The organism is Bacteroidota bacterium (assembly GCA_023957335.1).
Lineage (GTDB): Bacteria > Bacteroidota > Bacteroidia > NS11-12g > UBA955 > JALOAG01.
The window spans coordinates 169,191-182,427 of sequence record JAMLHC010000006.1; the positions used below are offsets into that span (position 1 = coordinate 169,191).

Below are 13,237 nucleotides of genomic sequence, written 5' to 3' on the forward strand. Positions count from 1 at the left end.
TTATTTTCTGCTGAGAAACACTTTGGTTCCTTCCGAGCAGTTTTGACAAATATCAATCTCTTTGCGCCCCAAAAAGAGTTTCTGTCTGAAGCCCATGTATTTGCGTCCCTGCCAGATTTCTGCAAACGTATTTTCATTCAAATTGCCAAAATTGTGTTTAGCGTCTTTATCAAAACAACACGGCACAACTCCTCCATCCCAGGTTACTACTGCGCTATGCCACATTTTCCAACAATGGTTTAACAGGCTGTTCTTAAAGATAAATTTACCATCAACTTTTTTGTAGCGACTTTTACTTTCCTCATCCGGTATCCAATCATCTCCGGTTTCGTAATTATAGACTTGTGCTGTTTTGATTTGCAAACCATCTACTTTGTATTTTTTTGCAAGATTTTTAATAGCAGAAATCTCATTTTGATTATGTTTAAATACAATGAACTGCCAAACCACATAAGGTGTAGAACTCTTTAGCCGTTTCTTAGCTTCAAAAATTTCTTGGGTTCCTGACAGCACTTTTTCAAGTTGTCCGCCAACTCTGTAATGCTCATAACTTTCTTGGCTGACTCCGTCTATGGAAATGATTAATCTGCTCAGTCCGCTTTTAACGGCTTCTTCTGCCATTTCTCTGTTTTTGAAAAAATGTCCGTTCGTACTGGTAATGGTATAAATTTTTTTGTCTGCCGCTAAACGTACAATTTGGTTAAAATCCTTGTTCAGGTATGGTTCTCCTTGAAAATATAAAGTAAGAAACATCAGCGTAGGCGCAAGCTCATTAATTACTTTCTCTGCCAATTCCGGCTGCAACATTCCTGTAGGGCGCGTAAAAGCCCTTAAACCGCTTGGACACTGAGGGCATCTCAGGTTGCATGAGGTGGTTGGTTCAATATTCAAGGCAGCGGGGAAATACTTTGCTTCTCGTGGAACTTGTTTACGCGCTTGTTGATATGACCTATACAGCCCAATGGCATTGACAATACGATGTCTATTCAACACTTTCATAAATTGAAAGACATCTGTCAAACGTGCTTTATACCCCATAGCACATTAGTCAAAAAGTTCGAATTTAATTTCTTTGCGCGAATAGCCCATCTCTTTGAGATTGTTCTTCGCCTCTCGCACCATACCCGACCATCCGCAAATATAAAACTGCATATTTTGTTTGCCTACAAAATCAGGGTTATTCAAATACACTTGATGCAAATATCCTTTATATCCATCCCAGTTTTCACGAGACAAAACCGGCAAATAGGCTATCCTTTTATCTTGTGCTGCAAGTGCTTCAAATTCATCTCTATAAAGTAAATCCTCTTGAGTTCTCCCGCCAAAAATCAGTATGATTTTTTCAAAAGGCAGATTGTTATTTATCAAATGATGAATCATAGACCTAAAAGGTGCTACACCGGTTCCGGTACAAATAAAACAAAAGGTTTTTCCTGCTGTTTCCTCAACTAACACAAACTTTCCCTGAGCAGCACTAAAATGGATTTTATTACCTTCTTGCATGTGAAACAGCAAGGGGCTTGCGGCACCGTCTTCTTTCAAAACTACACACAATTCAAAGGAATTGCCATTAGGTGCAGAGGCTATCGAATAGCTACGATAAGGGAACTGGTGATGTATTCCTGGAAATGAGATTATGACAAATTGACCCGGTATAAAATCAAAAGAATCTTTGTTGCTGAGTTCAACTTGATAATGTTTTACCGAAGGGGAAAGGTTTTTTACAGAACGAATAATCCCACTGTTTTCAAATTTTTCTTCCACGACTGCAAAATTAAAATTTCAAATGACATGGGATAATGAATTATTGTCAGTGAATACGTCCTTTTCTATATTCAAACTGTTTCATAATCTCTGCTTCTCCATCTAAGTAATATTGCCAGCGTTTGTCAACATAATCGGAGGGCATAATGTCTTTTGCAAGTTTGATAAACAGTGTGTAATGCCCTGCTTCAGACACCATGAATTCATGATAAAACTCTTTGAGTGCTTCATCCTGAATATGCAATGACAACAGCCTGAATCGCTCGCAACTCCGAGCTTCAATCATCGCACAGATAAGTAGTTTTTCGGTCAATGCCTCAGCTCTGCTTCCCCCTTTTTTTTCAAGCTTATAAAGTGCGTTTACATATTCATCTTTTCTCTGTGCACCTAACTTTAGATTGCGTTTTTTTAATTCTTTCAAAACTTTGCGAAAGTGCCCCCATTCCTCTGCAATTACAGGAGTTACCTCCTCTAACATATTCTCAAATTCTGAGAATTTTGAAATTACGGTAATTCCATTGGTAGCAGCTTTTTGCTCACACCATGCATGGTCTGTGAGTATTTCTTCGAGACTCATACTTGCAATGTCCACCCAACGCGGGTCTGTGGCTAATTTTAATCCTAACATGATTTATTAATACGGTATTATTAAAGTGATGTTGTTCGACACAAAACTCACAATCTTTTCTAAATAGACTGCATCTGTTTCATCAAAGTGATTAAGCTCCTTGCTGTCAATATCTAAAACTCCCCAAACAGAATTGTAACACATTACAGGAATAACAATTTCCGAGTTAGATTCCGAATTACAAGCAATATGTCCCGAAAACTCATGTACGTTTGGCACTACAATAGTTTGTTCCTGCTCCCATGCAGTGCCACAAACGCCTTTTCCTTTGGCAATTTGCGTGCAAGCAACCGGTCCTTGGAAAGCACTCAGTTGAAGTTTATTATTGATTATTTGATAAAAACCAACCCACCAAAAATCAAAATGTGTTTTGAGTATTGCTGTGATATTGGCAAGATTACCTGTCAGATGAATATCCTTATCCCAAACAGCAACGATTTCTTTCATTGCAAGTTCATATTTTTCGGCTTTTTTCATGTGAAGCATAAAGGGAAGATTAAATGATTACAAAAACAAAAGGGAAGACTGAACATCTTCCCCTTTGTGATCCCGCTGGGATTCGAACCCAGGACCCCTACATTAAAAGTGTAATGCTCTACCGGCTGAGCTACAGGATCATTTTTACAAAAATTTCAGTTGGTTTTGTACTTCCGCCCCTTCTGAAAACGTGGGTGCAAAAATAGTTTTTTATCTATTCAAAACAAGTTTGATTTTTATTTTTTTCAAGAACCTAAATTCAATCCACAATCAAACGAAGAACTTGGTGATTTACCTTTAAGATATAGACTCCTCCTTTTAATTCCGTTAGAGAAAGTTTGACTGAAAACATTTTCTCCGAGAAATCTTCTTTGGAAATCAGCACACCATTCATGGCATATATTGCAATCTGTTCAATCGGTTCTTGTTCAGATTGAATGGTAACCTCATCAAAGCTCGGGTTTGGGAATGCAATAATCTTAGGAACTTGGAAATGGATACCACCTGTACTTAGAATTCTATATGATTCTTTTACAGCTTCATAGGTATTGACCTTTCCCCATCCTGCGTTATTATTTGGAACCGCACCTGTTTTACTGTCAACAATTGCAGTTTTAGCAAGAATCTGCTTAATCTGAAATGATGTAAGCTTTGGGTTAGCTTGCAACATCAAAGCTACTGTGCCTGTTACTTGAGGTGAAGCCATTGAAGTACCTGAAAAAACCCCATAAGCAAATGTGTCAGCATTAAATTCAGTAATGGCAACCAGTCTATTCTTTGACCACCCTGGGAATTCTTGTAGAAAAATAGGGGCTGCCACATCCATACCGGGCGCTAAGATATCGGGCTTTATTCTGCCATCTGCTGTCGGACCACGACTGCTAAAAGGAGTAATATTGCCAATGGCTGAATACCCTTGGTCATTAAAAGTGTCATTAAAAATACCATAGTAAAGGTTCTTTGCAGTCATTGCGCCTGCAGTAATAACACTCTTGGAAGTCCCACCATTCTCCCCTACTGTATAATCTGTATTGCCGGCTTTGTATGTTGATGAAAAATTAATTTGATTGTATTGGTTCACAAATCGTCCTGAAGTATAACGATAAATCCCCCCTGAATTCCAAGCATGAACATCGGAGTAAGGTGATGTGATAGACAAACCAATATTGTATTTTGCCGGGTCCGGATTGGTAAGAAGCAAGCGAATATTAGGTTTCCCGTTGGGCACATAATAAGAATTGGTAAAAGTGATAATTGAAAATTTTCCGGAATCTGTGTCAAAAAATTTGGTGTCAGTTCCTGCTTTTGATGAGGATAGATAAGCGCTTTCGTACACAATATTTCCTGTTGTATCAATCAAATGTGCCGACACAGAAAAAACAGAGTTCCCACTGCCCCACATATCCACATAAACTTCTTCTTTTGGATATGAAAATCGTTCATTCTCAATTACAATAGTTTTTACAGTATCTCCTCTCAACTCAGCTTCAAAATGCATAGGGTTAGTACCTTCATTGCCAGCGGCACCCACCAGAATCAAGCCTTCGCCAATTAAATTATTGGTAGCCAAATCGAACAAAGAAGTTCCATCATGCGGACCCGTGTGCATTCCCCAGCTTAGGTTGATAACAGCAGGTTTACCCACCGACTTGGCATAATTAAAAATATAGTTATAGGCATCAATAATGGCAGGGTTTGCAATCAGATAATCGCTCATGGCACTTCCCGGCAATTGCTCATTAAAATATTTAATACTCACAAAAACAAGTTCTGCATCAGGTGCATGTCCTTGATACTTGAGGTCAGGCGAGCCTATGCCACTACCTGCCGCAATACCGGCAACGTGTGTACCATGCGTTCCGTTCAAGTCAAGGTCTGTGAAGATTTCTTCTTTCCCGATAAGTTCTGAACCGTAATCATATCCTGAGGGTGGTGTTCCTTCATCATGATTTTGCTGCCATACCCGACTTACCCTATAGGTAACACTGTCTGCTGCATAAAATGCAGGATGCTTATAATCAAACCCAATATCAACAATTCCTACAATGACCCCTTTGCCGGTAAAATTCTGTGGCAATCCATTGTTTATCCCATCGTGAACTTGGTCCACTCTCATCAATTTGCGCACAGAATCCATTTTGGCATGCGTTGCATTCAGCCTGAGTGCAGGCTCAATGGCTTCTACACCCTTTACCCCCGATAAGTATGCAAGCTGTGATTGTGGAACAAGCACGCTCCACACGTTACCCGCCTTGGTCTCAACTTTGATATGCAATTGAGTTAATTCGCTCTCATTAATTGCAGAATTGACCAGAATCAAAGTTGGAATTTCACCATTTTCATTGGCAAGCACCGGTTGTTGATTGTAATTACTTGGAGTTTGAGCTTTAAGCCCAAAATATAGAAAACAACTTAGAAAAATGAATATCGTTTTTTTCATGTGAATAATTGAATTGCAATTTTAATGGATAAGTTTCATACTGATTTTTTTTATTGAAATGAGCAAAAATCAATATCCTCTATGGGTTTATACTAATTTATAGTTTCTAAACTCACCGATGCGCCATCCGCTTAGCTTTTCTATTTTCATTAAAATTTTATTTTTAAGTGATAGGTGAGTGATATTGGGGTCTCGGTCAAAAGTCCAGTTTTGTTTGGCTATTCGTTCATGATATACTTTGGGATGTGAACCCGTAAACCTCTTTATAGAATCAATTTTCCCGTAGTCAAACTCTTGTTCAACTGCTACTTTTTCGAAAATGAATTGGTCGTCATGCCACAGTTTGCGTGCCTGAATTTGTTTAGACATTTGCTCTTGGGGATGTTTTACCCAACCATAATGAAAAATGCGAGCGTTTATTTTTTTTGCCGGTAATCTCTGATTAGCAATTCTGAAACCTTGCGCATCCATATAGGAGCGGATTTGTGGATTGTTTCTGATAATTCTCACTTCGTGTCTATACCACTTACGCGAGTCAGCAAGAAAATCATAAGAACCATAAAAATGCAAATACTCAAAGACCAAACCCTGAACCGAATTGTCATTGAGCCATTTCTGCATACTGATTCTAATGTTGTCATAATCATCCTCATGTACACATTCATCGGCTTGAATATAAAAGCACCAGTCTGATTTAGGGGAGACATGTTCTAATGCTTTGTTTGTTTCAACAGCAAGTACTTTACCGCCTTCTCTCAAAGTGTCATCCCAAACAGTTTCAACGATTTTGATTTTATCAGAATCTATGGATTGAATCAAACTTAGTGTGCCATCCGTTGACTTTCCTACAGCCACAATCATTTCGTCCACCAAAGGCAAGATAGACAATATGGCTTCTGAGACCGGATAGCCTCCTGTTACACCATTACGGATAATTGTAAAACCGCTGACAAACATATTATCAAGCGGTTTGGGATTGATTTATATTAAAATTGAGTTCGGGATTGGGTCTGATTTCTCCCACAATCAAACCTCCAAAATTTTTTGTTTCATAATGAACAAACCTTTCCAAAATAGCTGCTTGTGCTTTTGAAATTAACCCTGAATTTGAGAGTAAAGATTGTGCAACTACATATTGAATTCCCATTTTACCATCATCTACTTTTATACAAACAGCTAAGTCTTGGTTGAAAATTGACATACAATACACTCCGTCTGCTCCTGTTTTTCCAACTACATTATCACCGGCAACACCCATTAACTCAGTGCAATATCTCTTTGTACCGGCAATCATAAACGGATACGTGGTTACTGCCTCTATCATTACAGCACAGGCTTTCTGCTCTTTTTCAGGAAAGTCTATAGGGTTAATCAAGTTTTGATATGCAACCGCTTGTTTATAAACAGTATATGAAAAAATAGGCGCAGAACACCCATCAATCCCAATATGTGAATCCGAAATCGGTGTTTCGTAGTAACGTGAACAGGTTTCTGCAATGATTTTTTGAATAGTGTGTTCAGGTGAAATATAATTTTTGTGGTCCACACCAAGAAGTCTGCAAAAAAGCAAAAATCCGGTATGTTTACCTGAGCAATTATTGTGAATACTACTTGGTTTTTGTTCGCTTTTTATTAAATCTGCCTGGTCGCTTGACAACTCAGGCATTTGAGCACCACATTCCAAATCATTTTCAGTAAAACCACCCTTTGCCAATATTCTTTTTACTGTTTCAACATGTTGCTTTTCACCATTGTGCGAGCTGCATATCAAAGCAATTTCTTCCAATGTTAAATCAAATTCTTCTGCTCCCCCACGTGAAAAGAAAGGTATGTGTTGAAAAAATTTCATTGCCGAACGCGGATAGCAAACTTGTTCCACATCTCCCAGACTGAAAACAATCTTTTTTTCTTTGTTTATTACACATATCACCCCTCTGTGAAAACTCTCGACAACCTCGCCTCGCATTGATTGTACTAAAATAGGATTCGCTGTTTTATTTTTCATTGTTGATTTAGTCTTGTGGTTGGATTATATTGGCATGCCCGACATTGTTACAAGACTGCAAATGTATATTTTGGACTATGGATTGAGAAATTTAATTGCATTTCTTCCAAACGATTATTATTGGGCACTTTGTTAACTTATAACTGTGCCACATTTGACAAAAAAGGGATTATTCCTATTCAAATTCCACTATCAAAAAAATCATGCATCAGTTTTTCATTATATTTGTTGCTTCAAACTCAATCAGACGCTCCAAAATATGATTAAATATTTACTGAAATTATACTTATTTTTCCTTATCACACTGCCTTCCATTGTGTACTCGCAGAGCACCACTATCGGTTCGGGTACGTTCACATCTAATGCTTATGGTCCGATGTACACTACAACGAGTGTGAATTCGGTGAGTCGTTTTGCATATATATACAGTTCATCATTACTGGGAGAGTTAGAACATGGTGATAGCATTTGGTCTGTTAGCTTTTTCAAAGACAATACAGATGATTTAACAGGAAGTAATAACCTCAAAATTTATATCAGACCAACCTCACAAACAGATTTTGGCGCAGGAAGTTTGTCGTGGTCAAGTGAAATCAGCGGGCTTGGTTTTGTCAAAGTGTATGACAACAATCCAAACTCAGTAATGAACGGCAAACGAGGATTTATCACATTTACTTTTAGCTCCCCTTACTATTGGGATACTACTTTAGGACAAAATTTTGAAATTCTGGTTGAATACACCCAACCCAATACTCAAACCGCCCAAATCAATTGGTACTATGACAATGCTTCTACCCAATCAGGTTATCTTTCCAACCAAAATAAGTATTATTCGGCAACTAACACACTTACGCCCAGTAACACTTTAAGTTCAAGCAATGAACGCAAACCCATGATTAGGATAAATTATCCGAGATATGATGTTGAAATTGGAGTTTCGGCATTGTATTCATTGGGTAAAATTCCTGTACCTTTGGGCAACCCGGACACTGTCAAAGTGCTATTATTAAATTCCGGGAAACATGATGTGGTTGGACACCACGCTTATTTATACAGTTATGGGGCTAATGTTTTTATTGACACATTGACATTCAGCCTAAAAGCAAGTGAACAAGACTTATTTGCTTTTCCTATCAGGAACCTTCACTATATAGGGATGGACACCCTGATAGTATTGCTAGAGCCGGATGGCATTGCAAGCAACGACACCATTGACGGACTTCGTGAAGCCACTGCTTTTACATATTCATACAGAAACCTAAAAGAACCACCGGCACCCGGAGGAATAGGTTTTAACGGTGGCACCGGTGATTTTGTAGCCAAATTTATTTCATCTCAAAAGAAGGCGATTAACCAAATCAGTGTCATGTTCGGTTTCGGGAATGAGCCTTTTAGAATCGGGATTTGGGATGCAACCGGACCGCAAGGAAAGCCAGGTACACTGCTCTGGCAATCTGATTCCCAAACCTCAAAACCGGGAGAATATATTATGCCTGTATGGCCTCCCGTTTCTGTCAATGGTACTTTCTTTGTTGGGGTACGACAAATAGGCACAAACAATATTGCCTTTGGGTTTCAATACGAAGACCCAGTGAGAAATGGCACTTTCTTTGAAACTTCACCCGTTGGCTCTTCTACATGGAATGATTTCAGTCCTGATGCTCCATTTAGGTTTATGATTGAGCCCCGCATTCAAGCGGATAATGACATAACGCCAGTGTCCTTTGACTTTCCTAAAGACACACTGGTCTTTGGCACTTTTGACACGCTGGCACCGCAAGCAACCATTCGAAATATTGGAACCAACGATCAAATTATCCCGTTTGAGACTATATGTAACATCAAATACTATGGAGGTACTTTGATATACTCTTCCTCAGTGTTTGACACCTTATCATCAGGCAACAACCGTAAAGTAACTTTTGACAAATCCTTCTTCCCTACAACCACAGGTGACTATACCGTTGAAATTATCACCAAACTCACCACTGATCAATTTACGCAAAACGACACACTGAATGCCCACGTTTTAGCCGGCAAATATTCAGATGTAGGAATGACACTTGTTTTTACCCCATTTAATGGAGGAACCTATCAATACAATATAGATACAATTTTCCCGACTGTCAAAGCGGATAACTTTGGATTTGATGACAGAACCTTTCAGGTATATGGACAAATTTATGATTCTAATAATGTTTTGATGTGGCAAGACATAGCAACTAAATCAGTCAAAGGCGGACAGAGTGTAACAGTTGGCTTCAGCGAATTCATTGCACCCAAAACAAGTACTTATAAGTTCGTAACCTATACCAAAATGACAGGTGACAACGACCTACACAACGATACCATTATTAGGTATTTTATTGTGGGTATGGAAAATGATGTAGCTGCAAACTTTGCGATAGAGCCTATTTCATTATATAACTATCCTGCAAATATCACAGCCATTAAACCCAAATTGAATGTTAAAAACAAGGGTGAGTTTCATCAATTGACTTATTTCCCTGCCTATTGTTTTATATACAAAGACAATACGCTTGTATATACAGATACAGCCATGTTGCAGGTATTTATTGGAGACTCAACCAGCATTTCATTTCCTAAATCTTTCAATAATCCACCTCAAGGAAATTATCGAGCATTTTTCCAAACGGCTCTCAGCACAGACCAAGACAGGAGTAATGATACTTTAACAATATATTTTAAAGTTGGGGTTGAGAATGATGTGGAAGTAGTATCGATTGAAAGCCCTCAAAATGACAGTGCATTGCACCTTTCATACCTCTATCGCCCAAGGGTCTTGGTTCGAAATAACGGATTTAAAGACCAAAATGTGCCATTTCAAGTTGTTTTTCAAAGCTATGACAGTACAGGAGCCGTTATACAGACTCTGCTTAAAAACATTACCATTGCTGCCAATAACACTAAGTATCTTGATTTTGACAGCACATTCAACGCAAGACCCGAAGGCAGCATTTCTGTTAAATCATATACTAATTTAGGGACAGATGAAAGTCTGAACAACGATACAGCCATTATTTCATACACAGTCCAAAAGACTTTTGATTATGAAATTTGGGATAAAATCAAGAACAACCCAAGCGAAGAAATTGAAGTAAACAGAGGTTCATATAGTCCTCGCATTGTTATTCAAAACAATTCAAGATTACTCACTGATTCTGCTTTTATCTCAGTTATGATTTGGACACCGGATAATACAATCATATATAACTATATCCGCAAATCTCTTCCCTCACTTTTTGGAGGACTTGACACCATTGAGTTTCCGCCCTATTATCCTACCATGACAGGTACATATACGGTGCAAGCTTCCGGCTATCAGTCCTTAGATCAAAACCCATTCAATGATACCCTAACATTTACTTTTGAAAGTATCCTGAACAATGATTTAGAAGTAAGCGAAATTGTTACACCCAAACAGAATGACACGCTTATTATTGACAAAAACATTCCAACTTATGCAGCAGTCAAAGTTACTAATAACGGTCGCGAGCAGCCCGACAGTGTGGTTTTAAAGGTTTATTTATTAGATTCACAAAATAATGTTCTCAAATCAGATTCACAGTCCGTTTCTGCCAATTTAGTGCAATCAGCCACACAAACACTTATTTTCAACAATTTCTTTGACAATATAAATTTTGAACAGGATGCTCATTATAAAATCCATGCAAAAATTGATTATGCCTTAGACCAAATTCCTAACAACAATAAATTAATTTCTGATTTTTATGTAGTTGCAAATACTTCAACTTCTGTTATTGCCGTTTCTGACAATATTAAAGTATCCCCAAACCCATTCGATAAGTTTATCCAAATTGATTTGAATGATGCTTCATACTACACTATCACTCTTATTTCATCGGATGGAAAAACTGTTTATGAGACACGAACTACTGCTGAAAAGCAAACTTTTACCATAGCCACTGAAACATTGTCGGCAGGTGTTTATTACTTGAAACTTAACAACGGAAAACACATCTTTGCAGCCAAGTTTATAAAATTATAAATGGATTACAAAATCACACTCAACGATAAAACTGTAGCATACTCGAACAAGGGAGGCGGAGTAAAAATTAACAATACAGCCATAGTACAAACTTTTAAATGGATTAAGAAATCTGAATTGGCTTTTTTGAATGTAAACAACCATTCATACAGCGTAGCTGTAGTTCAATTAGATAAAGAAAATAAAAAAGTTACACTTCGCATCAACGGAAAAAAACTAGTTTTAAATCTGGCAGACCCAATGGATGAACTGCTCAAAGACTTAGGATTGGACAAATTATTAAACAAAGGTGCTGGTGAAGTGAAAGCACCTATGCCGGGACTGGTTCTCAAAGTATTGGTTGAACCGGGCATGCAGGTAAACAAAGGTGATTCTTTATTGATTTTGGAAGCTATGAAGATGGAAAACGTGATTAAAAGCCCTATTGATGGGGTAGTAAAAGCGATACACATAACTGACAAACAAGCGATTGAAAAAAACAAAGTTATGATTGAATTATCAGCTAACAGTTGATAATATTTTGAGTTATTAAATTACATTTGCACCACAAAAAAATGATATGAATTTCCAATTAACAGAAGAACAAGAAGCAGTAAGAGATGCAGCTCGAGACTTTGCACAGACTGAATTACTTCCCGGTGTAATAGACAGAGATATCAAAGAAGAATTCCCTAAAGTACAGATTCAAAAACTGGGAGAACTAGGTTTTATGGGAATGATGGTTTCGCCTCAATACGGTGGCAGCGGAATGGATGCAGTTTCTTACGTTCTGGCAATGGAAGAAATATCCAAAGTAGATGCCTCGGTGAGTGTCTGTATGAGTGTAAACAACTCTCTTGTTTGTTGGGGACTGGAAGAATATGGAACAGAAGAGCAAAAACAAAAATACCTTGTACCATTAGCAAAAGGCGAAGTGCATGGTGCTTTTTGTCTTTCAGAGCCTGAAGCCGGCTCTGATGCTACCTCTCAAAAAACAACAGCAGAAGACAAAGGAGATTATTATTTATTGAACGGAACCAAAAACTGGATTACAAATGGCAGTTCGGCAGATACCTATATTATAATTGCACAAACTCATCCGGATAAAGGACATCACGGGATCAACGCATTTATAGTTGAAAAAAGTTGGGAAGGTTTCCACATTGGCAAAAAAGAAGATAAAATGGGAATCAGAGCTTCCAACACACATACACTGATGTTTACTGATGTCAAAGTACCTAAGGCAAACAGAATCGGAGAAGACGGTTTCGGATTTAAATTTGCCATGAAAGTGCTTGCCGGAGGAAGAATTGGCATTGCATCTCAAGCACTAGGAATCGCATCAGGTGCTTATGAATTGGCACTTGCCTACTCTAAACAAAGAAAAGCATTTGGAACAGAAATAATGAACCACCAAGCCATCCAATTCAAATTGGCTGATATGGCTACTGAAATAGAAGCTGTCCGCCTTCTTTGTTTAAAAGCAGCTTGGCTAAAAGATCAACATCAAGATTACGGATTAGCTAGTTCTATGGCTAAACTTTATGCTGCAGAAACAGCAATGAAAGTTACTACCGAAGCCGTTCAAATACACGGAGGATATGGCTACGTTAGAGAATATCATGTTGAAAGGCTGATGCGTGATGCCAAAATTACACAGATATACGAAGGCACAAGCGAAGTACAAAAAGTGGTTATATCAAGAACCATCCTCAAATGAAAAAGTTTTTTTTAATATCCATATCATGGGTTGCTATCATAACATTTTCTTCGTGCTCCGGAGGAAATGAAAAATTGAATTCACAAGAAGAGACCGAAGTGAATGACATGATGAAGAAGGATCAAGAGAAAATGGATTCAATGAAGCGTGTGTTGGAAGAAAAATACCAAACAATCAAAGAGGAATAGTCTCTT

At 38.1% G+C, this 13,237-nt stretch carries 11 protein-coding genes and 1 tRNA gene; 4 read left to right on the forward strand and 8 right to left on the reverse strand.

Features of this window, described 5'->3' with window-relative positions; genetic code table 11:
- From M9892_11875 to M9892_11910, 8 genes are all read right to left on the reverse strand, one after another.
- The gene (locus M9892_11875) at window positions 1-1,038 is read right to left on the reverse strand and encodes an SPASM domain-containing protein (protein ID MCO5255049.1); all 1,038 of its coding nucleotides are present in this window, start codon (window positions 1,036-1,038) and stop codon (window positions 1-3) included.
- A gap of 6 nt (window positions 1,039-1,044) precedes the next feature.
- Complete coding sequence (locus tag M9892_11880; protein MCO5255050.1) at window positions 1,045-1,764, reverse strand: FAD-binding oxidoreductase; 720 nt, start codon at window positions 1,762-1,764, stop codon at window positions 1,045-1,047.
- 46 nt (window positions 1,765-1,810) lie between these two features.
- Window positions 1,811-2,392 carry a tRNA-(ms[2]io[6]A)-hydroxylase gene (locus M9892_11885; GenBank protein ID MCO5255051.1) on the reverse strand — a complete coding sequence of 194 codons (582 nt, stop codon included), beginning with the start codon at window positions 2,390-2,392 and terminating at the stop codon, window positions 1,811-1,813.
- Window positions 2,393-2,398: 6 nt separating this feature from the next.
- On the reverse strand, window positions 2,399-2,878 hold the full coding sequence (locus tag M9892_11890) for a GAF domain-containing protein (GenBank protein ID MCO5255052.1): 480 nt from the start codon (window positions 2,876-2,878) through the stop codon (window positions 2,399-2,401).
- Between the two features lie 58 nt (window positions 2,879-2,936).
- Window positions 2,937-3,009: transfer RNA gene (locus M9892_11895), tRNA-Lys, on the reverse strand.
- Between the two features lie 119 nt (window positions 3,010-3,128).
- Window positions 3,129-5,309, reverse strand: coding sequence for a S8 family peptidase (locus tag M9892_11900; protein ID MCO5255053.1), 2,181 nt, complete (start codon window positions 5,307-5,309; stop codon window positions 3,129-3,131).
- A gap of 87 nt (window positions 5,310-5,396) precedes the next feature.
- Entirely contained in the window at window positions 5,397-6,266 is an 870-nt protein-coding gene (locus M9892_11905; protein MCO5255054.1) for a glycosyltransferase family 2 protein, read from the reverse strand.
- Window positions 6,267-6,270: 4 nt separating this feature from the next.
- A complete protein-coding gene (locus M9892_11910; GenBank protein MCO5255055.1) occupies window positions 6,271-7,314 on the reverse strand; it encodes an asparaginase in 1,044 nt (347 codons plus the stop codon).
- 259 nt (window positions 7,315-7,573) lie between these two features.
- On the opposite strand from M9892_11910, the gene M9892_11915 reads away from it, so the two are divergent.
- Genes M9892_11915 through M9892_11930 form a run of 4 tightly spaced genes read left to right on the forward strand, consistent with a single transcriptional unit; the run spans window position 7,574 to window position 13,231 of the window.
- The gene (locus M9892_11915) at window positions 7,574-11,344 is read left to right on the forward strand and encodes a T9SS type A sorting domain-containing protein (protein MCO5255056.1); all 3,771 of its coding nucleotides are present in this window, start codon (window positions 7,574-7,576) and stop codon (window positions 11,342-11,344) included.
- Window positions 11,345-11,857 carry an acetyl-CoA carboxylase biotin carboxyl carrier protein subunit gene (locus tag M9892_11920; protein ID MCO5255057.1) on the forward strand — a complete coding sequence of 171 codons (513 nt, stop codon included), beginning with the start codon at window positions 11,345-11,347 and terminating at the stop codon, window positions 11,855-11,857.
- 46 nt (window positions 11,858-11,903) lie between these two features.
- The gene (locus tag M9892_11925; protein ID MCO5255058.1) at window positions 11,904-13,043 is read left to right on the forward strand and encodes an acyl-CoA dehydrogenase; all 1,140 of its coding nucleotides are present in this window, start codon (window positions 11,904-11,906) and stop codon (window positions 13,041-13,043) included.
- Window positions 13,040-13,231, forward strand: coding sequence for a hypothetical protein (locus tag M9892_11930; protein ID MCO5255059.1), 192 nt, complete (start codon window positions 13,040-13,042; stop codon window positions 13,229-13,231). The genes M9892_11925 and M9892_11930 overlap by 4 nt, the downstream gene beginning before the upstream one ends.
- The last annotated feature ends 6 nt before the right edge of the window (window positions 13,232-13,237 follow it).

Excerpts from the sequence above, each read along its gene's own strand:
- M9892_11925 (MCO5255058.1), top strand. The coding sequence starts at position 11,904 with ATGAATTTCCAATTAACAGAAGAACAAGAAGCAGTAAGAGATGCAGCT.
- M9892_11890 (MCO5255052.1), bottom strand. The coding sequence starts at position 2,878 with ATGCTTCACATGAAAAAAGCCGAAAAATATGAACTTGCAATGAAAGAA.
- M9892_11915 (MCO5255056.1), top strand. The coding sequence starts at position 7,574 with ATGATTAAATATTTACTGAAATTATACTTATTTTTCCTTATCACACTG.
- M9892_11910 (MCO5255055.1), bottom strand. The coding sequence starts at position 7,314 with ATGAAAAATAAAACAGCGAATCCTATTTTAGTACAATCAATGCGAGGC.
- M9892_11920 (MCO5255057.1), top strand. The coding sequence starts at position 11,345 with ATGGATTACAAAATCACACTCAACGATAAAACTGTAGCATACTCGAAC.
- M9892_11930 (MCO5255059.1), top strand. The coding sequence starts at position 13,040 with ATGAAAAAGTTTTTTTTAATATCCATATCATGGGTTGCTATCATAACA.
- M9892_11875 (MCO5255049.1), bottom strand. The coding sequence starts at position 1,038 with ATGGGGTATAAAGCACGTTTGACAGATGTCTTTCAATTTATGAAAGTG.
- M9892_11905 (MCO5255054.1), bottom strand. The coding sequence starts at position 6,266 with ATGTTTGTCAGCGGTTTTACAATTATCCGTAATGGTGTAACAGGAGGC.
- M9892_11900 (MCO5255053.1), bottom strand. The coding sequence starts at position 5,309 with ATGAAAAAAACGATATTCATTTTTCTAAGTTGTTTTCTATATTTTGGG.
- M9892_11885 (MCO5255051.1), bottom strand. The coding sequence starts at position 2,392 with ATGTTAGGATTAAAATTAGCCACAGACCCGCGTTGGGTGGACATTGCA.